Annotated in this window: 19 protein-coding genes and 1 riboswitch; of the genes, 8 read left to right on the forward strand and 11 right to left on the reverse strand. The window is 46.7% G+C overall.

Going from position 1 to position 20,400, the window contains the following annotated elements:
- Nucleotides 1–27: 27 nt before the first annotated feature.
- Together MED92_RS10040 and hslO are read right to left on the reverse strand one after the other, a co-directional pair.
- Nucleotides 28–1,575, reverse strand: a complete 1,548-nt coding sequence (locus MED92_RS10040; RefSeq protein ID WP_007021423.1) for a phosphoenolpyruvate carboxykinase — start codon at nt 1,573–1,575, stop codon at nt 28–30.
- Nucleotides 1,576–1,740: 165 nt separating this feature from the next.
- Nucleotides 1,741–2,613: an Hsp33 family molecular chaperone HslO gene (hslO, locus tag MED92_RS10045; protein WP_007021424.1), complete on the reverse strand. Its 873-nt coding sequence runs from the start codon at nt 2,611–2,613 to the stop codon at nt 1,741–1,743.
- A 108-nt stretch (nt 2,614–2,721) separates the two neighbouring features.
- Here hslO and MED92_RS10050 point away from each other — a divergent pair, with 108 nt between their 5' ends.
- A complete protein-coding gene (locus tag MED92_RS10050; protein ID WP_007021425.1) occupies nt 2,722–3,513 on the forward strand; it encodes a phosphatase PAP2 family protein in 792 nt (263 codons plus the stop codon).
- 19 nt (nt 3,514–3,532) lie between these two features.
- On the opposite strand, the gene hslR is transcribed toward MED92_RS10050, so the two are convergent.
- Both hslR and yrfG read right to left on the reverse strand, forming a co-directional pair.
- A complete protein-coding gene (hslR, locus tag MED92_RS10055) occupies nt 3,533–3,952 on the reverse strand; it encodes a ribosome-associated heat shock protein Hsp15 (RefSeq protein WP_007021426.1) in 420 nt (139 codons plus the stop codon).
- Nucleotides 3,952–4,608 carry a GMP/IMP nucleotidase gene (yrfG, locus tag MED92_RS10060; protein ID WP_007021427.1) on the reverse strand — a complete coding sequence of 219 codons (657 nt, stop codon included), beginning with the start codon at nt 4,606–4,608 and terminating at the stop codon, nt 3,952–3,954. Before yrfG ends, hslR begins: the two co-directional genes overlap by 1 nt.
- 32 nt (nt 4,609–4,640) lie before the next feature.
- Here yrfG and nudE point away from each other — a divergent pair, with 32 nt between their 5' ends.
- Nucleotides 4,641–5,183, forward strand: a complete 543-nt coding sequence (gene nudE, locus MED92_RS10065) for an ADP compounds hydrolase NudE (RefSeq protein ID WP_007021428.1) — start codon at nt 4,641–4,643, stop codon at nt 5,181–5,183.
- A 59-nt stretch (nt 5,184–5,242) separates the two neighbouring features.
- The gene (gene cysQ, locus MED92_RS10070) at nt 5,243–6,055 is read left to right on the forward strand and encodes a 3'(2'),5'-bisphosphate nucleotidase CysQ (protein WP_007021429.1); all 813 of its coding nucleotides are present in this window, start codon (nt 5,243–5,245) and stop codon (nt 6,053–6,055) included.
- Nucleotides 6,056–6,093: 38 nt separating this feature from the next.
- On the opposite strand, the gene MED92_RS10075 is transcribed toward cysQ, so the two are convergent.
- Nucleotides 6,094–6,372: a hypothetical protein gene (locus tag MED92_RS10075; protein ID WP_007021430.1), complete on the reverse strand. Its 279-nt coding sequence runs from the start codon at nt 6,370–6,372 to the stop codon at nt 6,094–6,096.
- Nucleotides 6,373–6,664: 292 nt separating this feature from the next.
- On the opposite strand from MED92_RS10075, the gene MED92_RS10080 reads away from it, so the two are divergent.
- The gene (locus MED92_RS10080; protein ID WP_007021431.1) at nt 6,665–7,246 is read left to right on the forward strand and encodes a superoxide dismutase; all 582 of its coding nucleotides are present in this window, start codon (nt 6,665–6,667) and stop codon (nt 7,244–7,246) included.
- A 48-nt stretch (nt 7,247–7,294) separates the two neighbouring features.
- Here the strand turns inward: MED92_RS10080 and MED92_RS10085 are convergent, their stop codons facing one another.
- Nucleotides 7,295–7,897 (reverse strand): arylesterase, encoded by a 603-nt coding sequence (locus tag MED92_RS10085; protein WP_007021432.1) that lies wholly within the window; start codon nt 7,895–7,897, stop codon nt 7,295–7,297.
- A gap of 11 nt (nt 7,898–7,908) precedes the next feature.
- Between MED92_RS10085 and MED92_RS10090 the strand changes: the two genes are divergently transcribed.
- Together MED92_RS10090 and MED92_RS10095 are read left to right on the forward strand one after the other, a co-directional pair.
- A complete protein-coding gene (locus MED92_RS10090) occupies nt 7,909–8,598 on the forward strand; it encodes an ABC transporter ATP-binding protein (protein ID WP_007021433.1) in 690 nt (229 codons plus the stop codon).
- Nucleotides 8,595–11,054: an ABC transporter permease gene (locus MED92_RS10095; protein WP_007021434.1), complete on the forward strand. Its 2,460-nt coding sequence runs from the start codon at nt 8,595–8,597 to the stop codon at nt 11,052–11,054. Before MED92_RS10090 ends, MED92_RS10095 begins: the two co-directional genes overlap by 4 nt.
- A 46-nt stretch (nt 11,055–11,100) precedes the next feature.
- Here MED92_RS10095 and MED92_RS10100 read toward each other — a convergent pair whose 3' ends face one another.
- From MED92_RS10100 to MED92_RS10110, 3 genes are all read right to left on the reverse strand, one after another.
- Complete coding sequence (locus tag MED92_RS10100) at nt 11,101–11,373, reverse strand: hypothetical protein (protein WP_007021435.1); 273 nt, start codon at nt 11,371–11,373, stop codon at nt 11,101–11,103.
- A 63-nt stretch (nt 11,374–11,436) separates the two neighbouring features.
- Nucleotides 11,437–11,511: riboswitch (cyclic di-GMP riboswitch) on the reverse strand.
- An 83-nt stretch (nt 11,512–11,594) separates the two neighbouring features.
- Nucleotides 11,595–14,714 carry an EAL domain-containing protein gene (locus MED92_RS18545; protein ID WP_083774928.1) on the reverse strand — a complete coding sequence of 1,040 codons (3,120 nt, stop codon included), beginning with the start codon at nt 14,712–14,714 and terminating at the stop codon, nt 11,595–11,597.
- Between the two features lie 119 nt (nt 14,715–14,833).
- Nucleotides 14,834–17,416, reverse strand: coding sequence for a DUF748 domain-containing protein (locus tag MED92_RS10110; RefSeq protein ID WP_007021437.1), 2,583 nt, complete (start codon nt 17,414–17,416; stop codon nt 14,834–14,836).
- Between the two features lie 77 nt (nt 17,417–17,493).
- Between MED92_RS10110 and MED92_RS10115 the strand changes: the two genes are divergently transcribed.
- Together MED92_RS10115 and MED92_RS10120 are read left to right on the forward strand one after the other, a co-directional pair.
- On the forward strand, nt 17,494–18,081 hold the full coding sequence (locus MED92_RS10115) for a hypothetical protein (protein WP_007021438.1): 588 nt from the start codon (nt 17,494–17,496) through the stop codon (nt 18,079–18,081).
- A gap of 449 nt (nt 18,082–18,530) precedes the next feature.
- The gene (locus MED92_RS10120; protein ID WP_007021441.1) at nt 18,531–18,929 is read left to right on the forward strand and encodes a heavy metal-responsive transcriptional regulator; all 399 of its coding nucleotides are present in this window, start codon (nt 18,531–18,533) and stop codon (nt 18,927–18,929) included.
- A 168-nt stretch (nt 18,930–19,097) separates the two neighbouring features.
- Here MED92_RS10120 and MED92_RS10125 read toward each other — a convergent pair whose 3' ends face one another.
- Nucleotides 19,098–19,628: a GNAT family N-acetyltransferase gene (locus MED92_RS10125; protein ID WP_007021442.1), complete on the reverse strand. Its 531-nt coding sequence runs from the start codon at nt 19,626–19,628 to the stop codon at nt 19,098–19,100.
- A complete protein-coding gene (locus MED92_RS10130; RefSeq protein ID WP_007021443.1) occupies nt 19,625–20,377 on the reverse strand; it encodes a hypothetical protein in 753 nt (250 codons plus the stop codon). Before MED92_RS10130 ends, MED92_RS10125 begins: the two co-directional genes overlap by 4 nt.
- Between the last annotated feature and the right edge of the window lie 23 nt (nt 20,378–20,400).

Genomic DNA, 20,400 nt, shown 5'->3' on the forward strand with positions numbered 1-20,400 from the left:
AGCGGGCTTTTTTCGGGATCTATAAACTTACAGCTGAGGACCAGCCGCAATGATCTCTTCAGATACGCCGTCAAACTTCTTGAAGTTTTCAACGAACTGACCGATCAGATCGTTTGCAGTTGCATCGTAACCAGACTTATCCGCCCAAGTATCACGTGGGTTAAGAAGAGCTGTTTCAACGCCTTCTACTGCAACTGGAACTTCCAGGTTCAGGCCTTCCAGTTTCTGAGTTTCAACACCGTTCAGGGAACCGTTCTGGATAGCAGAGATGATGCCACGCGTAGTTGGGATGCTGAAACGCTCACCCGTACCGTAAGAACCACCTGTCCAGCCGGTGTTAACCAGATAAACTTTAGAACCAAACTCTTCAATACGCTTCATCAGCAGCTCAGCATATACGCGTGCTGGGCGTGGGAAGAATGGCGCACCAAAGCAAGTAGAGAAAGTCGACTTGATACCACCACCAGAGCCCATCTCTGTAGAACCTACCAGCGCTGTATAACCTGACAGGAAGTGGTACGCAGCCGCTTCTTTAGTCAATACAGAAACTGGAGGAAGTACACCTGTCAGGTCACAGGTCAGGAAGACAATCGCATTTGGCTCTTCGCCCATATTCGATACAGTACGCTTCTCAACGTGCTGCAATGGGTATGCACAACGACCATTCTCAGTCAGAGAAGTGTCATCGTAATCAGCTGTGCGCGCATCATTCAGAGCAACGTTCTCAACGATCGCACCAAAGCGGATCGCATCCCAAATGATGGGTTCGTTTTTCTGGCTCAGGTTGATGGTCTTCGCGTAGCAACCACCTTCCAGGTTAAATACCACACCTTTGCCCCAACCGTGCTCATCATCACCGATCAGGTAACGAGAAGGGTCAGCAGAAAGGGTCGTTTTACCTGTACCAGACAGGCCGAAGAACAACGTTGTGCTGTTGTCATCACCAACGTTTGCAGAACAGTGCATTGGTAGCACGTCTTTTTCAGGAAGCAGGAAGTTCTGTACAGAGAACATCGCCTTCTTCATCTCACCCGCATAACGCATACCCGCAAGTAATACTTTGCGTTTAGCGAAGTTGATGATTACACAGCCATCGCTGTTAGTGCCATCGCGCTCTGGTTCACATTCGAAACCAGCAACGTTCAGGATCTGCCACTCTTCTTTCGATTTTGGGTTGTACTCTGCAGGACGAATAAACAGATTCTGGCCGAACAGGTTCTGCCAAGCCGTCTGTGTCGTCATACGTACAGCAAGATAGTGGTTGGGATCAGAACCAACATGGACATTCGCCACGAAGTGTTCTTTATCCGCCAGGAACTCTTCTACACGAGTCCATAGCGCGTCAAATTTGTCTGAATCGAATGGGCGGTTAATGCTACCCCAATCGATAGAATCAGCAGTACTTGGTTCTTCGACGATGAAACGATCCATCGGCGAACGACCAGTACGCTTACCTGTTGTCACAACCAATGCGCCAGTGTCAGCAAGTGTTCCTTCACCGTTGGCAATGGCTTTCTCTACCAGCTGAGCTGGGCTTAGGTTTTGGTTCGTAATATTAACAGAATCTTTGGTCATTACTGGGTTCCCTTGGCATAGGCGCCAATAACGTTACCTATTAAGGCGTAAGGCTATGTGTATCATAATTATAAGGACGCGTATTATGCACAAAAATCGCACGATACGCCATTGTTGAAATCAATTCGCATTTGACCTGGAGCAAAATTCACCACTATCAGGTACTTAGTGCAGTTGATCGGAGGTTCCAGAGGCCCCTCCTTCAGCAAAAATCGCTTCAACGTCGGCTCGATCAAATGGGTAATGGGTATTACAGAACTGACAGTTCACATCGATCTGCCCTTGTTCTTCCAGTACTTCCAACAGTTCTTCTTTACCAACCAATTTCAGCGAAGCCGCACTTCTTTCTCGCGAACAAGTGCATTTGAAGACAACCGGATCAGGCTCGTATAAGCGGCACTCTTCTTCATGGAATAAACGATACAAGAGTGTTTCATTATCCAGTTGCAGAAGTTCCGCACTTTTAAGCGTGGAACCTAAATGGCTGATACGCGCCCAGTCTTCTTCACCCGTACCTTCAGCCGGTAGTACTTGTAACAACATGCCGGCTGCAACCAATCCATCAGATGCGAGGTGGACTTGTGTTGGCAACTGTTCAGAACTCACGAAGTAGTTTTCCAGACACTTAGCCAGGTTAGCACCATCCAGAGGGACAATGCCCTGATAGCGCTGTCCTTTTTCAGGATCGACTGTCAGAACAACCTGCCCTTGAGGTAACAGATCAACAAATGAAGCCTGCTCGGGAATATCCCCATCAAATCGGGCAATTGCACGAAGCTCACGGTTATGGGTTGTTTCGGCCATCAGTAGCTGCACATTCCCCTGCCCTTGAGCCTGAAGGATCAGTCGTCCTTCAAACTTGAGGTTAGAACTAAGCAAACTCACAGCTGCCAACATTTCACCCAATACCTGTTTAATAGCAGGGGGATAGTCATGGTTTTTAAAACAATCGCTACAGGTCTGTTCTAAACCGGAAACGACGCCACGGATATCCAGCTTATCGAACATAATTCGCTGGATCTGATCAGGATTACTCATATCAGCCGTCTAAGATTTAAATATGGAAAAAGGGATACCTTGTCAGTACCCAAGTGGATTCAGGTATTTTATCATAGCCGCTTCACAAATCGGGATAGTATTTACGCAATGAGCGACGTTACAGTTTTTCGCACCCAGTGGAATATCAAAGCTTTAATTATCAGCCACCTTTTCGCGTTTGCCTGGCTGGGCTTTTTCCTGACTGATACTGGCTTTGCTTTCTGGCGCAGCATCGACCATAACGTATTTTTCATCTTGAACGGCACCCTGTCTGAACCGGACAGCTGGACACGTTTCTGGGCCTGGGCCAACGTGCGTATTTTCGACCTTATCCCGCTGGTGTTTATGTTAATCAGCCTGACATTCCCGGGATTTGGCATCAAACGTGATCGCCTACAACAAGCGATTATCGGTTTTGTACTGTTGCTGGTTTTGATGTTTCCGATCAGAGAATCCGTTTATGAATATGCACGTGCCATTGGACTAAGTAGCGACAGCCCATCTCTTCTTCTCGAACCTGCATATAGATTCAGCGAAATAGTGCCCGATATCGAGGGTGCAAAGGATAGAGCAGGGCACAGCTTTCCAGGAGATCATGCTGCCGTTGTACTTACCTGGGCGGGCTTTATGATCCTCAATGCCCGTAGCTGGTTTTCCATCTATGCATTGATTTTGGCATTGGCGTTTATGACACCACGCATTGTCGGCGGTGCACACTGGGCCAGTGATAATTTGGTTGGCGGTGCGTTTTCAGCCATTGTTACCCTGAGCTGGGCATTCAACACACCAATCATGCATTACCTTACCCGGGGAGCTCATCGCGGCTTGAGGCCACTCATCGGCCTGTTCGGAAAAATACCGCTGTTGAATAAACTACCTATCCTACAACAGAAGCATTAGCCTGAATGAAGGGAGGAAGTCAGAAACTTCCTCCTTTATCAAAGATACTGCGTTCACCATCTTTGAACGATTTGATTTGCCTACGCTCTTTCTTGTTAGGCCGGTTACGCGGGTTAAGACCACTTCCCATCGCCTTGCGCTGAGCGGCATGCTCCTCGCGCTTTTTGATACTGGCTTCGGTCTCCTGATATAGCTTCATTGCTTCCGGCGCACCTCTGCGCTGATCAGAAAGCATCACCACAACGATCTCTTTCTCATCAAAGCCCTGGCGGATTTCCAACACAGCGCCAACCTCTACATGACGACTACATTTGGTACGCTGACCGTTGTAATGGACCTTACCGCCTTCGATCATCTGCTTAGCGATAGCCCGGGTTTTATAAAAGCGTGCCGCCCATAACCACTTATCAAGGCGGACTTTCTCTTCACTGTGGGTCATTATTTATTCGGTGTAATCTCATCAAAATGCTCAATTGCAGAGAAGTCTTCAATTTCTCGTTTTGGCTGCTGACTATCAGGCTGATAGATAGATAACAGGTATTGAATGCCATACTCTCTGGCACTATTCAGTACCGATAAGCTGTCATCGACCAACAATGTCGTTTCTTTATTAAACGGCTCTACCTCTTGTAGTTTATGCCAAAACTGAGGGTTTTCTTTTGGTAAGCCAAAATCATGAGAACAGATAACATCATCCACCAGCGAATCTAAAGCCGTTTTCTCTATCTTCAGTGATAAACTATCCTGATGTGCATTTGTCACAATCACAGTCCGTATTTCATGCATTTTCAATGCTGCAAGAAAATCCTGAACATGGGGTCTGAAAGCAATTTTATCTGCGACTTCATGCTTTAATTCGGTGATCGGCACATTCAGTTCGCGCGTCCAGTAATCCAGACAATACCAATTTAACGTCCCCTGCTGCTCGATAATCCTTTCATGAAGCCAGGAGCGCGCTTCTTCTGTATCCATTTTATGGATCTCTGCGTAACGCAAAGGTAGATGTTCAAGCCAAAAAAAGGTATCAAAGTGAAGATCAAGAAGAGTACCGTCCATATCCAAAAGGACAGTATCAATTTTCTGCCAATCAAACATTATTAAAGGCCATTCAAAGAGGAAGTCTCAGTATGCCGGTTAAACCTGAAATTTTGAAGGTCACCAACACTGCGAATAGTCGATTATTTAAAGTCGAAGAGATCGAACTAAGGTTTTCCAACGGCGTTGAGCGCACCTATGAAAGGCTGGCTAATCGCGGCCGCGGTGCTGTGATGATCATCCCTGTTACAGAAGATAATGAAGTCCTGCTTATCAGAGAGTACGCCGTGGGTCTCGAGGACTATACCTTAACCTTGCCTAAGGGGTTAATTGACCCGGGTGAAGATGAGCATCAGGCGGCTGATCGAGAACTCAAAGAGGAAGCCGGATTTGGTAGTCACAAACTGGACACCTTAAAAGTGATGACATCAGCCCCGAACTATATGGGCCATAAGATCACCGCAGTAGTGGCAAGAGAGCTATACCCTTGCCGGCTCCAGGGAGATGAGCCTGAAGAGATGGAAGTGGTTAAGTGGCCACTAGAGAAGCTTGATCAACTATTATTAGATGAAGATTTCACAGAAGCCCGAGCAATAGCAGCGCTATATATGACTCGCTCATTTCTACAAAAATAATAGGAAATAAGGCCTGCTTGAAATCTGTTAATCAGAGTAGAGAATAAATAGGAAGCTCCATGGACCAGCAGCGTTTGATTACACCGTTGATTCAAATATGCGAACGAGCCAGCAAGGCGATCCTTGAGATCTATCAAGGTGAACATTTTTCAGTAGAAACCAAGCAAGATAATTCGCCAGTGACTCAAGCAGATATTGCTGCTCACGAGATCATCAAAAAAGGGCTTTTTGAACTGACACCTGATATTCCTCAACTCAGTGAAGAAGAAGGGATTAGTTACCAGCAAAGAAAAAACTGGTCTCGATTCTGGTGCATTGACCCTCTAGATGGCACTAAAGAATTTATTCACCGAAATGGCGAATTCACTATTAACATCGCGCTGATAGAGGATAATAAGCCTGTCCTCGGGATTATCTACATCCCTGTCAGCGATATTGTCTATTGGGGTGGCAGCCAGATTAATGCCTGGAAAAAACAGCCTAATCACCCACCTGCTCAGATACGCAGTAAGCCAATGGGACCAGAACTTATCGTCGCCGCAAGCCGCAGACATGGCCAGGACGAACATCACAATCTGCTTAAACCCATCGAACATCGCTTCCAGCATGTAACAAACAAAGGCATGGGTAGCTCACTGAAAATGTGTCTGATCGCCGAAGGACTCGCAGATTTCTATCCACGCCTATTCCCGACCAGCGAATGGGATACCGCAGCAGCGCAAGCCATTGTAGAAGCAGCGGGAGGTAAGCTGGTCAACGCAAGTGACCTACATCCGCTTCGGTATAACGAGCGAGAGTCACTGATCAATCCCTTCTTTTTTGTCTGCGGAGATCCGCAGTTTCCACTGGAAGAGATAAGGGTCAAGCATTGAGAGAAGCCTGCGAAGGGATCTTCGCAGGCAGATCGAGATTATTCGGAGCAGGAAAGCGAACCCGCTCTGACCACTTCTTCAACCTTATATTTAAAATCAGGGTCATTAACCTGATTAGCCATAATCAGTTTCACTTCATTATCGCTAAAGTGTTTGTGAACATACTTAGCCAAGCAATCACAACGCTCTTCTGTTGCACCCTCGCCTTGCATACAACCCTCTTTAAAAGGGCCAAATGTACTGGAAGTCAGAAACTGGGTTTTGACCGCTAGAATAGCGATCGCTACAAAAGAGATCCAAAGCAAAACTTTATACATCGTTAGAAATCACTTTATTTATAGTTATATAGAATCAGGTCACTCATTCTAGGGTTAAAGCATGACAGTTTCAGCAAACTTTAGTCGCAGCCCTTTAAAAACAGAAAAATGAACCAATATAACTGTCAGTTCGTAACAAAAAGCACACTTTTTGTACCATGAAAAGATAAGACTTGAGTGCTATCATTTCCTGGCTTTTTGTTTTTAATGGTTGTCTGCAACTCGTGAGCACACAAGAGACGCAGATAACATCTGACAATTGTCTTTATGACTGACGAATAAGGTGACACTTATGAGCTTTGAACTTCCGCCGCTACCTTATGCAAAGGACGCTCTGGAACCACACATCTCCGCTGAAACTCTGGACTTCCACCACGGCAAACACCACAACACTTACGTTGTTAAGCTGAACGGTCTGGTTCCTGGTACTGAGTACGAAGGTAAAACTCTGGAAGAGATCATCACTTCTGCGCCAGCTGGCGGCGTTTTCAACAACGCAGCTCAGATCTGGAACCACACTTTCTACTGGAACTGCCTGTCTCCAAACGGTGGCGGTGAGCCAACAGGTGCGATCGCTGATGCTATCAATGCTAAATGGGGCTCTTTTGCTGCATTCCAGGAAGAACTGAACGACAAAGCTGTAAACAACTTTGGTTCTAGCTGGACATGGTTGGTTAAAAACGCTGACGGTTCTATCGAGATCGTTAACACTAGCAACGCTGGCTGCCCACTGACTGAAGGTCAGACTCCACTGCTAACCGTTGACCTGTGGGAACACGCTTACTACATCGATTACCGTAACGTTCGTCCTGATTACCTGAAAGGTTTCTGGGCGCTGGTAAACTGGGACTTTGTTAACGAAAACTTCGCATAAGTTTCGTTCTCCCGATAAAAAAGGCACCTTATGGTGCCTTTTTTTATGCTAGTTGATCAGTGGCTCTAAATGCGGCCACACTGTATTGAGCAAGTAAGGCTGACCTTCTGCGCTGGGATGTATGCCATCATCCTGCATCCGTTCTGGCACCAACGCCACTTGCTCCATAAAAAAGGGCACAAGCGCTACATTCTCATCTTCGGCGATTACAGGATAGATCTCACTAAACTGTTTGTTATAAGCCGCACCATAATTAGAGGGGAGCTGAATGCCGAGCAGCAGCACTTGCGCACCGCTATCCTTTGCCATATTCACCAACCGGCTCAGGTTTCTTTTGATCGCAAATGGCGGAGTACCCCGTAAGCCATCATTACCACCCAGTTCAATAATTACGATTTCTGCATCAACCTGTTTCAACAAAGTTTTGAGACGCGCTATGCCATTTTGAGTAGTATCACCACTGACACTCGCGTTAATAACATCGTAGGCATAGCCTTCTGTGGCCATTTTCTCTTCCAATAGGGCCACCCACCCCTCTTCAGGGGCCATCTGATAAGCGGCCGACAGACTGTCACCCAAAACAATAAGGGAACGCGCTTGAACCGGAAGTGTCAGAAATACGAATAATAGGAAGGTAATAGCGGTACGCACGGGAAAACCTTATGACAGTTAATATGGATACAGTAATCAATGCTCAGGATCTCGCAAAACGCTTCAGTACTCAAGCTGGCCAGGTCGAGCTTTTTCAAAACATCAACTTACAGATTCAACGTGGCGAAAGTGTCGCCATTATTGGCCCATCGGGTACAGGGAAATCCACACTACTCTCAATTTTAGCAGGTCTGGATCACCCGAGTTCAGGGAAGATTCTACTGAACAATACTGATCTGTCTGAATTGGACGATAAACATCAGGCAGAGTTCCGTAACCAACATATCAGTTTTGTTTTTCAGGCATTTCACCTACTGCCGGATCTGACAGCGCTGGAAAATGTCATGCTCCCGTTGCAGATTCGCAATCACAGCGAGGCTCGACAAGAGGCCAAAGAGTGGCTGGAGCGTGTAGGACTGGGCCCACGAATTGGCCATAAGCCGGCGGAGCTTTCAGGGGGAGAGCAACAGCGGGTAGCAATCGCTCGCAGCTTTGCAACAAATCCAACCCTGCTTTTTGCCGATGAGCCAACAGGTAATCTGGATGAGCAAACCGGCAACCAGATCATCGAGCAGCTGTTTAATATCAACAAGGATCAGAACACCACCCTCATTCTGATTACCCATGATCCCTCTCTGGCCAAACGCTGCGACCGCTCTCTGCGTTTGCATAACGGTCAGCTGACGGAGATTGAAGCATGACTCACTCCCCTATTTTCAAGCTGGCAGCCCAGCAGGGGCTAAGCAACTTAAAGCTCAGTGAATGGCGTGCTTTAATTATCGCCCTCATGCTGGCGATTATGGTGGCAAGCCTAATGGCGGTATTAGGGGATCGAATTGAACGCACCCTGATGCGTCAGGGCAGCGCAATTCTTGGTGGCGATCTGGTACTGAGTAACAGCCGCCCCCTATCCGTAAATGCTGCCGAGTTAGCAACACGCTTTGATCTCAAGGTAAACGAAGTCACCCAATTGGCGACCATGGCCAATAGTGATGAAAATTTTCTACTGGTTACTATTCGTGCGCTAAGCGCACCATACCCTCGCGGCAATATCGCCCTGGAGCAACCCTACGCGCTCCCATTACCTAAGCCCGGTGAGGCCTGGGCTGAAGCGGGTGTTTTCGAGCGCATGAACTTACAGGTAGGCGACCGCCTGACCCTAGGCAATACAGCCTTTGTGTTAAGCCATAAAATTGAATCGGCACCTGACAGAGGGCGTGGATTTATCAGTTTTAACCCCCAGCTCATCATTAATGCCAACGAGCTACAAAACACCGGGTTAATTGGTCCTGGTGCGCGTATGCAATATCGCCAGCTATATGCAGGCTCAGAAGAGGCTATCAAGCGGTTAGAACAACAGCTTCAAACTAATACTGCAACTGGCGAGCGCATTACCACGCTTAGAAGCGATGAGGGCCAGCAAAATAGCGCATTAACCAAAGCATCATCATATCTGCGGCTAGGCGCTCTGTTTTCCATATTCATAGCAGCCATGACGATCTTTTTGAGCCTGCGCCGTTTCACCCAAAGCCAGAACAAACGTGCGGCCCTTTTAAAAACCTTAGGTATGAACAACCAACAACTGCTTAGGCTCTATTTACTGCAGTTGGCCTATGCCTGGTGCTTCTGCACCCTGTCAGGTGTTTTATTAGCTCTGGCGTTAGAACAAGGCGGGCTTGCGCTACTCAGTGGATTAATACCTCAACCTGTGCCTGAAGCCAGCCTGGGAGCATACTTCTCTGGGCCTTTGCTGGGCTTGGCTATACTGGTCTGCCTTGGCCTGCCTACGTTGTTCCGCTTACAACGAAGCAACCCTATGCAGCTTTTGCAGGCACGCCCAGCTAAATTAACCTGGGGAGGAAATCTACCTTATATTCTGGCATTCCTATGCCTGCTGTTACTGACCAGTTGGTATCTGAATAGCCTGCTATTAACCCTAAGCCTGAGTGTGATTTTATTGATTATCGGCAGCACTCTGGGGGTGCTTGGAGCCCACATCGCGCGCTTCCTTTGTCAGCGTTTTGCCAGCATACACCCGTTAGGTAACCTATTGATGAGCCGGGTTAATCAGCAGCAGCGCTGGTATCGTATACAGATACCGGTTATCTGCCTGCTTTTTTCATTGCTGAGCATCAATACGATCGCCCTCAACGACTTGTTGAATCGGTGGCAGGCCCAATTACCAACAGATACCCCCGACCATTTTCTGATCAACATTCAGGATTGGGAGAAAGATGATGTCGAAACATTATTGGAAAAGCATCAAGTAGATGATCATTTATGGCCTATCTATCGCGGCCGCTTGGTAAAAGTAAACGATCTTCCGCTAGCCGATACGATGACCCCTGAGCAACTGGCGCAACCCTCGCTACGCCGCGAACTCAATCTGACCAGTTCCATCAGTATGCCCTCCCATAACAAGCTACTCTCTGGCAACTGGGCAACTGAGAATTCAGTCTCTATCGAACAAGAGGAAGCGGAAGAACTCGGCCTGGAGCTTGGTGATAAAGTCAGCTTTGATGTAGGTGGCCAGGAAGTAAGCGCTAAGATCACCAGTATTCGGGCAGTAAAATGGGACACTTTCCAACCCAACTTTTACTTCATTTTCTCACCCGATACGGTCAAGGACCTTACCGCAAGCTATATGACCAGCTTTCATCTGGGAGCTAACAGTGCTGAAGTCGGACGAGAGCTTATTCAGCAATTCCCAACCATTACCCTGATCGACGTGCGTCAGATCCTCGACCAACTTCAACAACTCCTCAGTAAGTTATCGCTATTATCAGGCTTACTGATGCTTCTGACGACCGCTTCGGGTGTTATTTTGCTTTACGTCACCCTGACTCAGGAGTTAGAACAAAGGAAGTACGAAAATGCGCTTCTGCAAACGCTCGGCGCAAGTAAGCGCCAATGTATGCAACTTGATCGCCTGGAGATGGCTTTGGTAGGCGGGTTGAGCGGATTACTTGCCGTACTCATTATCGAACTGAGCTTATGGCCCATTCATAAATTGCTGATCAACCTGGAACCTTCGCTCCATCCGGAGCTTTGGATTACTTTGCCACTGACCGGCTTCGGGCTATTTTTCCTGATCAGCCTTGTTAGTCATCGACAGCAGAGCATGCCGCAAAGCTACAACACACTAACCAGCAGATAAATGCTAACCGGCTTTGGCATATCCGTGCTAAAGCCGGTCTATTTTCTTATCGATTTTTTAGTGCCATTAATAGCGCCAGGTAAAATTTACTCTTCTTCTCTTTAATCCTGAGTGACTCAACCGCTTTCTCTCGATATACCAATTCGATATCTGGATCTTTATTGATAGCCTTGCCAACAGATACCTGAGCCAATAATTGTGATGACGCCTGAAACGTCGATAGGGAAAAATCACTTGCCGTTGTTACAGGTGACACAAGAAAGAACATCAGCACTATAGGGATGTGCCTAGCGTTAAGACGGACGTTAATCGTTTTCATAAAGACCTCCTCACTCTAAACGTGCGAGACCCTCAAAAACGAAATTCCTTGGGGTAACTCTCCTGTGGCGGTCCGGCTGTCCCATTGGGACCCGTGACTTTGCGTCACCCGATTACTCGGGTTTTGCCTTTTCGAGAGAGGATCTCATTAAACAAGCCAAACAAACGCTTGTTTAACCAGCATAGCACATACCTGTACAAAGAATAACCAGTCAATACTGATCAATTCAGCAAGCCTCTTAACCGCTTGAGTAAGTCACTACCTCTCTTTTCAAAATGGCTAAGTTTTTGCGAATCGACCTGCTCACCTGCTAAACATTCAGCTATAAATTGGTCAGCCTGCTGGTGAATCTCCTCATGCATACTTCGGATCTGCTGGAGCTCCGAGCAAGCTTCAAAACGAGTTTCGTCCGCCGTTTTTAACCACTCTTCAAATTGGCAACGTTGTTTGATTACCTCGGGCAACTCCGTTCCACCCGCTTTCAGAAAGTTATGCAACTCTCTAGACCAGGTTCGTTGCTCTACAATCGCAAACAGAAATGGCAAGTTATCCCGACCAATGACATCCCGATTTACCCATGAAGGATCCGGCCTCCAGGACGCAATAAAATCAGCGATACAATGTGCTTGCATCGGCTTCGCAATCACATAACCCTGGGCCAGTTCACAGCCCATCATGAGAAGCATTTCACCTTGCGCTACCGATTCCACACCCTCGGCAATCGTTTGGCAACGGAACGCATTCGCTAAACCTAAAACTCCCTCCAGAATAGATAGGTCTTCTAAATCATCGAGCATATCGCAGACAAAGCTACGGTCGATCTTCAATAGATGTGCGGGCAGTTGTTTCAGATAGGTCAACGAAGAGTAACCGGTACCAAAATCATCCAGGGCGAAGCTGATCCCGATATCTCTACACTCGTTAATAATGGTTGATACTCGATTAATGTCGTTTAGTGCGCTGGTTTCAAGCACTTCAAGTTCAAGATCCCCTGGTAAAACCCCTGGGTGAGCAGCCAGCATTTGTTGCAGACGATCGACAAAATCAGGCAGCTGTAGATGTAAGGCATCAACATTGACACTGACCGGGACATCTAATCCTTGCTGATGCCATTGATCAATCTGTGTCATCGCCTGTTCAAGCACCCAATCACCCACCTCAACGACCAACCCGGCATCGCCGGCAATCACCGGTAAGAAATCCCCAGGCATAACCAAACCATTCTCAGGATGATTCCACCGTATCAGCGCCTCGGCTCCCACTACCTGCCCGGTACGCATATTTACTTTTGGCTGATAATAAAGTTCGAATTCCCGGTTATTGAGCGCCGAATGAATACGTAGAACCTGATCGTGATGGCCCCGCACACTTCGGTCATGCTCTGTATCAAATATATGATAACGATTTTTGCCACTTTGCTTGGCAACATACATGGCCTGATCTGCCTGACGAATCAGTTGGTCGGCATCAATTTCATCCGCTTGCGGGTAGAACGTAATCCCTATACTTGCAGAAACACAGATTTCAGTATGGTTCATGAATATAGGCTTAGAGATCGCCTTTAGAAGTCTCTCAAGTACTGGCAAGCTCTCTTCAGAGCTGTGTAAATCCTGCAGCACAACGACGAATTCATCCCCACCTAAACGCGCCAGGCTATCACCTTCACGAAGGGCTTGCTTACTGCGCTCAGCCAGTTCGATCAAGAGCTTATCCCCGATACTATGACCGTGGGTATCATTGACCTCTTTAAACCCATCAAGATCGAAAAAAGCAACGGCGAGCAAACGTTTATGTCGCTTAGCTTGTAAAATAGCCTGCTGTAATCGGTCGGAGAGTAGCACCCTGTTTGGCAGCCCGGTAAGCGCATCGTAATGGGCTATCTTTTCCAGCTGTTGCTGCTGCTTTTTCAGCGCCGTTATATCTGAAAACAGAGAGACATAGCGTAGCAGTTCGCCATTCTCGTCTTTGATCGCACTAACCGTCTGGATAGCTGCAAAAATCTCACCATCTTTACGACGATTCCAGATCTCGTTGGTCCAGTTTCCCTTTTCGCTTAGGCTTTTCCACATCTCCGCAAAATATTGATCATCATGGTGACCCGAACTAAATATTCTCGGGTTTTGGCCAATCACTTCGTTTCTGCTATACCCGGTGATGCGGCTAAACGCCAAATTAGCATTCTGTATGGTGCCCTCAGGGTCCGTGATCATAATCCCTTCATTGGCATGTTCAAAAACACTGGCAGCCTGTAACAGAGAGCCTTCTGCTGCTTTTTTCTCAGTAATCTCTGTATGGGTTCCGGAAACCCATTCAGGCTTTCCAGACTCACTCCATGCAACCACTTTCCCGCGGTCTAACACCCAAACCCAGTGCCCCTCTTTATGCCGCATGCGCACTTCACACTGATAGGCGTCAGACTCTCCAGAGAAATGTTTATGGAGAGCCTCTCGAGAACGCTCCACATCATCTGGATGTACGTACATCCACCAGGTTTCAATGCTAATAGGTTGCAACTCATCCAGTGTATAACCCAGGGTCGCGGCCCAACGGGTGTTCAGATGGGCTTCCCCCGTACGGACATTCCATTCCCAAGTTCCGACATCCGTGCCCCAAATGATATTGCGAAGGCTCTGGCGCTGGCTGGATAGCTCATCGCGCAACTTCAATCCACGATGAATACTAAACACTAATCCCAGGATGATGATCGCCTGAAGCGTTATGCCCCCCCAAAGGATCCACTCTTTCTGCTGGCGAACCTCTTCTATCTCGCGAACTTGTTGATCAACCATCTCTTCTAGCCGGCTTTGATAATGCCAAAGCGCCTGATCATCATGCCTTCCAGGGGTTATATCGTTGATCACCGATAACAGCAGGGTTTTACCCGAAAAAGAGAAAGGGTTGGACTGAACCGCCACTGTGCGGATATCCCCAGAAGCCAGTTCATGACGGAAAATAAAGTAATTTCGCCCCTGAGATTTAGCGAGTTTACGCTCCTCTTTTACCTGTTCAGGGGTGAGAGTATTAATTTGCTGGATACTCATCGCTCGAAGCGTTGAACGACCATATCCATAAAAAGTTGCTGCCGCAGGGTTGGCATCGATAATTTTCCCTGAAGAGGGATCGATTAACAGCATCACCGAACCATGCTTGGCAAAGATATCTTTAAAGTCAGGAGCGCTGGAAATAGGGCTGTTTGCCGTAACGGATAAGCTGGCAAATAAGCAGAATAAAATAGCCGATGGCCTAAACCAACGGCTAATGAGACTACCCTGTCCAGAATTGAGTCCAACTTGTCTAGAGAAGCGTTTTAATAGCTCCCTGGCACGTACTACAGGATTCATAATATAAAGACAAAAAAGTGTAATACTTTACATACTACAGCTTATTGTGGATTTCGCATACTTCACCTTAAAAGGAAGCAACCAAAACGAGTTGATACTGATTCAGGTCAATGGGGTTTTTATAAACCTAAAGTTACCTGAGGCTTCTCATCTGATTTCAGATCTACTTTAGGGTAACAGCTAAACAACCGCTCAATATCGATACCCTGCTTAACTAATGCGCCTTTAATCTGGTTACTCCGCTGTTCAGCAAGCTGTTGCAACATTGGGCTCAGCTCTAATTTTAAAGCCTCTTCTGCCAAAGGCTTCTTGCGCTTTTTGTTTTCTGCCATCAGCTCCGCCCAAACAACCGGCTCATCGGCAGCAACAGCAAGCCCACAAATATTCATTCGCATCCCCTTGCGCTCTTTCATCATTCCAGAAAGTTTCGCGAGGTACTGCTTATCTTCTGCATCCAGCGCGCTGCTAGCAGGCCCAAAGAAGACTGGCTGGAGATTAATGAAGCTCCCCTTATCGCTAGCATCCATAACCATCTGGCCAATAGAGATCAACGCACCAAACGGTTGTAGCGCCTGGCTCAGGTAACCCATTGCGGCACTTTTTAAGCCTTTTCCGGCCAGTTTATTAATCACAGTCTGGTAACCAAACTGCGGATCATCTAAGGAACCATCGACGGGAATCTGTAAGTCGATATTGTCATCGTTATCCTGCAGGACCGCTATCGCCGTGCCCAAAGGCATAGAAACCTTCTGATCAAATTCTCCGCTTCGATCGCTATTTCGGGCTTCAACTTCTAACTTATTGAGGCGTATATCCATATCCCCCTTAAGCTTACGGCTCTTAATCGTGCCCTTTGTATCCAGGCTTAACTGACCGCTATGCATGTAGTAACCAGTATATTCAAGTGAGTAAGGGCTCACTTGAGGCAAACCCAAGCCTTTAACCGATGCATCCCAGTTACCACCAAAGTTACCACTGAACAGCTCAATCGCCCCCTTAGCACTGATGGTAGAGAATCCGTTTTTAGCATTTAGGGAAAAGCTAGTTTTACCTTTAGAAGCCGTATCTAAATCCTTAAGCACTAACTTCGAAAGATTTAGGTCTGTTTTAAAACTAGGTTTGACCCCTTTATCCACCACCGAAACCGGGTTATTGCCACTTAAATTGATCGAGCCAATACTGACTCTGAAAGGAGCAGTCGGCTCACTTGCCGTAGGCTTAGTTTCTGCTTCCTTCTTTTCAGGAGAAGCCAAATTAGCTAATAACCAATCCAGATCGGGAAGCGTCCGCTGCTGCGAAAGGTGCAATCTTGTCTTGCTGCCGGAAAGAGCCAGATTTGCAATATTCAGATGATTCATCTGATTGAATTGGATTCCATCACTTTGAATCCTGTTCCAGCGGGTGAAGACACCGCCATCGCCCATCACCTTCAGGTTATCCACACCCATCGTCGCTAGTTCAATACGATTCAGCTCGTAAAACTTAAAACGATCCAGTTGTAGTTTCTCCACTGTAACAAGCTGCTGATTATTCGCTGATAGCTCCACTAAACCTAAAATTAATGATGGAATATTGGCCTGCCAGTTTTTCAGGTCTTCGCTCTTTGCATCGCCACGAAAATGGGCATTTTCAAGGGAAAGCTGCTGTGTACCGGTATCCACCAAAATACCTTTAGCAGACATCGCTAGGTCCTTGGCTAAAATGGACTGCATCCCTTCCATCTCCAGAGCTGATACCAACTTCAGATCAGATAGATTCAGGCTGTTTCCTGGCGCCTTTAATTGCAAACCTCCGAGCTCTAACTTGCTGGTCATCTGCATGTTTTGCAACGTGCTTCTCAACAGGGACAATTGCAGATCACCCTGCCAATTCAGTTTTTTATGCTTAACATTCAGATCATTCTGAGCAATTGAGAAATCTCTGATCTTAATGTTGCCCGACTGTTTAAGCGCCATTAGCTGGCTGTTGAGGTTTGTGGTCGCAGAAAGGTTAAGATCGAGATCCACATGAGCCCGTAGTGAAGGGATAAAAGCAGCAGTTACACTGTGAACCGGGAACTGATTCAGTTTGATATGTAGTTCGGAGCTCTTCTCTTCCGGTAAAGGCTTTGATGATGACTCAATTGCAATGGGTGCTCCATTTAAGGAGCCCTCAAGATCAACACGTACCGGCTGCTGCTGATCCCATAGATAAAAGTCTGCAACGGTAGCGTTTAGCAAAGCTAGATGGTGTTTTTGCCCAGGAAGGTCTGTACGCCAATGAACATTATTCAGCCTCATATTCGCAAGGCCAAAACTCCATTCACTACTCTCACTCGGAGAGGGCTCCTGCTTCTCTTTTTCACCTGAGAACTGGTTAAGATCGATGGTTCCTAACCAAAGGTTTTTCTCTCTTTGCTTAACCCCTAGATCAACCCCTTCTAGGCGTAGCTCAGAAATCAGAATCCGCTTTTCAGATAACAATTCATAATCCAGGTCCACTTCCAGCTGATCAACCTGTAGTTTAGGTTTCCCCTCAGCTTGGGCATACAGTCCTTTGATATGCACTTTGCCCTTCAACCAATCCACGTCCAAAGCAGTTAAACCTGCCTTTTCAGCGCCATTATCTAATAGCCAGATAACTGCCTGATCTCGTATCAGCAGTGGCAAGTTATGCAGAGTTAAAGCAATAAAGACAATAAAAAAAACTAGAAAGCGCACCATGATCCTTTTCGCTCATTTATCCGATCGCAATTTATCTATCATAATCCAGAATGATGAGCAGAAAGTGAATTTGTGCAATGAAAAATAAGATTTGTCTGTTTTTTGGCTTATTAATTAGCCTTACTACTTACGCACAGGATATTAATTACAACCAGCTTAAAGAGGTCTTCGGCCAAGAGCAGCTGGCTTTTCTCCCTATGTCAGAACAGGTGAATCTGTTCATTGACAAAGATGAGGCGAACCTTCTGCGTCGTAATCACAACCAATACCTGCGAGAGCCTCTCTATGACGATTACCTACATGCCAATTTAATCGCTATGCAAGGTTTATCGGGCTTTCAACACCTCTTCAGGAATCTTGGCGGCGGTTTTGTGCCCATCAGGGTTGAAGAAAACCTGCTCATCATTAAAGGTACACGAGATCACTGCGGTGGTATGGAGGAAGCCATGGTGCTTGTTGATCTTACATCCGGCGATATAACCAGCCTTCTCTATTCAGAAGATAACGTTATCATACATTCCAGTTACAACACGGCAGAGCAACTGCCCCTGCAGGCATTATTGTGGATTAAACGTTTATTGGACGCTTACGGAACAAGACAAAAGCCAACCCGCAATAAAATATTACTGCGAAAAATGGCAGGCGACTGGTGTCGACCTGATTAGCCTGATTGCTAAATCATTTCAAAAACCACACCTTTTGTAGTGATACCTATTAACTATCACATGGCTTAGGGATAATTTATTTTGCCTATCAAAATTTGAACAACCCTGATAGAATCCCGCGCCAGAAACTAGACAGTTCTATGCAAATTAAACCTAAGCATGGTTCCAAGCCACCCAGACTAGAAACACTCAAGTGTTCACCATTGGCGAAGTAAATTGCTGTTTTACTTCAACGGCTCAACGGTACCCGCTGCTTGCCTGAAAACGAGGGTGACTTTCATGGCCGATAACGAAAATTTCCGCGACTCTTCCGGTTTTTCCTGGATCATCATTAACCTAGTTGCGTTGGCGTGGATCACCATGCCTGCAAGCATCGCCGTTAGCCGCGTAGCAATCTAATACGCTTTACGGATGTTGAGTGCACATACTGCCTGTGCTAAACAGGCAGTATGACTCTATTAAAAATAGGCCAGGTGGCCAAACAATCCGACATCAGTGTCGAAACCGTTCGCTACTACGAAAAGCGTGGCCTCATTCCTGCACCGCAACGATTAGACTCTGGATATAGGGTCTACCCCCAATCAATACTGCAACGCCTGCACTTCATTCAACGCTGCAAAGACCTGGGTTTCTCCCTACAGGAGATCGGTGAGCTATTGAATCTGCAAACAGATCCCGCAACAAGCTCCGCCCTTGTAAAAGAACAAGTAGAGAATAAAATTCAGTTGGTTAAACAGAAGATCGGGGAATTGCAGAAAATAGAACATTCCCTTGAGCAGCTGTCTGACCTCTGCTGTGGTGACGGACCTGTGTCAGATTGCCCAATTATCGACTTCTTAAAGCAGTAAGCGAAAGCACTGGACATACAAAAACCTGCATAACCAGATGGCGCCTGAAAACACTCAAAAACATATAACTGAGTATAAAATAGGGTAGCCTACGGGTGGGCATCGAGGTCAAACCCTGAACTTTTCAAACTGAGAAGCTTTATCGATGCTCGCAGAAACTAAAACTCATTAAACTTGTTCATGACAGGGCTTCCGAAGCAACAACCATTCCCCTTCAACACTGACATCCTGACTAAGCCCCCTCTCTTCAAATCCCAAGACTTCACTCAGCTGTTTGCATCGCTGACGACGAGATTCTATCCAAACCTCTTTAAGGTGAAACCGACAAGCGATGGCGATTCGTTGTCTGGTTAATTCAGTGCTATATCCCAATCCTTGTTTATCTTTTCGTACAACCATCCGACTCAGAATAGCCAGGGGGAACGACATCGCTTCGAGCATGAATTGGTAACTTTCAGCATCAGGAATCTGAACTGTAGCTTCGCACACAGTAAGACGGGCAGTAGCCAGCATCTCATCACCCTCAAGCAATGCTACATGATGGCTATGGTCATCAAAGCCATCATCATAAAAACGTTGCTGGGCTACTTGGTCGCCAACAATGGGTTTCCAGACATCAAATCGCAGCTGCCTGACCTGGGAGATCCTCTCAAAGAACACCTCGTCAGCCTTCGAAAAATGGATGAGCCGCACTTTCATGAGAATAATCTCATTCGACCATCTCCGAAGACGCTGATAAAAGAGCCGAAGGCCAGGCGGTTTTCTGCTTCATTCACGGCATGAAAGTTTCGGGAATTAATCAGAAATACACTACCTACCTCAACCGGAACCATAAGAGGATCAATTCCAGCGACGACTTCGGCTTCGTAGTAATAGTTATCATCTACCTGATAAATATCATCTTCGGGCGACCAGCACTTATCCCAGAGCATCAATTCACCAGCCTTCGATCCGGGATCAAGATAGAGATTCCAGGCCAGTTGAGCAGAAGCAGCGCCTATTTCCCAGCCATCCGAATCCTGAGGCGCGTAATCAACGTGAATAGGGCTAAATCCATTCCTTACTTTTCCGCATCCAGCAAAATATTGCTGGCCTTCTTCCGCCATAATATCCAGATCTACACCTTGCTCGTTAAAGAGCTGGATTAAGCGATTCAGCGGATCAAAACTGGCGGCAAAAATTACCTTCTGCACTTCTCGCGACTGGATAGCTAACTTCAGATAATCCTGCTTACTTTTTAAAACACCATGCTGGTACTGACTAATCCCGAGCCGCGTTACCTCAGGCACACTATTGCCGCGCACCGACTCAGTTAATAAAGCATTTTTTAAGTTACGCAGTTCTGCTTGGGAAGCGAACAGGGGAATTTTTATCGCGGGGATTAGGTTTTGAACAAGCAGTTCAAGGTGCCCATGGGAAAAATCTCTTATCTCTCGATCAATCCACATAGGGCACCCCTCAATGATACGGC

The organism is Neptuniibacter caesariensis (genome assembly GCF_000153345.1).
GTDB classification, from domain to species: Bacteria; Pseudomonadota; Gammaproteobacteria; order Pseudomonadales; family Balneatricaceae; genus Neptuniibacter; species Neptuniibacter caesariensis.

Bases quoted from the DNA above. Each gene is read 5' to 3' on its own strand.
- MED92_RS10090 (WP_007021433.1), top strand. From the start codon at position 7,909: ATGACAGTTAATATGGATACAGTAATCAATGCTCAGGATCTCGCAAAA.
- yrfG (WP_007021427.1), bottom strand. From the start codon at position 4,608: ATGTTTGATTGGCAGAAAATTGATACTGTCCTTTTGGATATGGACGGT.
- MED92_RS10110 (WP_007021437.1), bottom strand. From the start codon at position 17,416: ATGGTGCGCTTTCTAGTTTTTTTTATTGTCTTTATTGCTTTAACTCTG.
- MED92_RS10040 (WP_007021423.1), bottom strand. From the start codon at position 1,575: ATGACCAAAGATTCTGTTAATATTACGAACCAAAACCTAAGCCCAGCT.
- nudE (WP_007021428.1), top strand. From the start codon at position 4,641: ATGCCGGTTAAACCTGAAATTTTGAAGGTCACCAACACTGCGAATAGT.
- MED92_RS10125 (WP_007021442.1), bottom strand. From the start codon at position 19,628: ATGAAAGTGCGGCTCATCCATTTTTCGAAGGCTGACGAGGTGTTCTTT.
- cysQ (WP_007021429.1), top strand. From the start codon at position 5,243: ATGGACCAGCAGCGTTTGATTACACCGTTGATTCAAATATGCGAACGA.
- MED92_RS10100 (WP_007021435.1), bottom strand. From the start codon at position 11,373: ATGAAAACGATTAACGTCCGTCTTAACGCTAGGCACATCCCTATAGTG.
- MED92_RS10120 (WP_007021441.1), top strand. From the start codon at position 18,531: ATGACTCTATTAAAAATAGGCCAGGTGGCCAAACAATCCGACATCAGT.
- MED92_RS10130 (WP_007021443.1), bottom strand. From the start codon at position 20,377: ATGTGGATTGATCGAGAGATAAGAGATTTTTCCCATGGGCACCTTGAA.
- MED92_RS18545 (WP_083774928.1), bottom strand. From the start codon at position 14,714: ATGAATCCTGTAGTACGTGCCAGGGAGCTATTAAAACGCTTCTCTAGA.
- MED92_RS10095 (WP_007021434.1), top strand. From the start codon at position 8,595: ATGACTCACTCCCCTATTTTCAAGCTGGCAGCCCAGCAGGGGCTAAGC.
- MED92_RS10050 (WP_007021425.1), top strand. From the start codon at position 2,722: ATGAGCGACGTTACAGTTTTTCGCACCCAGTGGAATATCAAAGCTTTA.
- hslO (WP_007021424.1), bottom strand. From the start codon at position 2,613: ATGAGTAATCCTGATCAGATCCAGCGAATTATGTTCGATAAGCTGGAT.
- MED92_RS10080 (WP_007021431.1), top strand. From the start codon at position 6,665: ATGAGCTTTGAACTTCCGCCGCTACCTTATGCAAAGGACGCTCTGGAA.
- MED92_RS10075 (WP_007021430.1), bottom strand. From the start codon at position 6,372: ATGTATAAAGTTTTGCTTTGGATCTCTTTTGTAGCGATCGCTATTCTA.
- MED92_RS10115 (WP_007021438.1), top strand. From the start codon at position 17,494: ATGAAAAATAAGATTTGTCTGTTTTTTGGCTTATTAATTAGCCTTACT.
- hslR (WP_007021426.1), bottom strand. From the start codon at position 3,952: ATGACCCACAGTGAAGAGAAAGTCCGCCTTGATAAGTGGTTATGGGCG.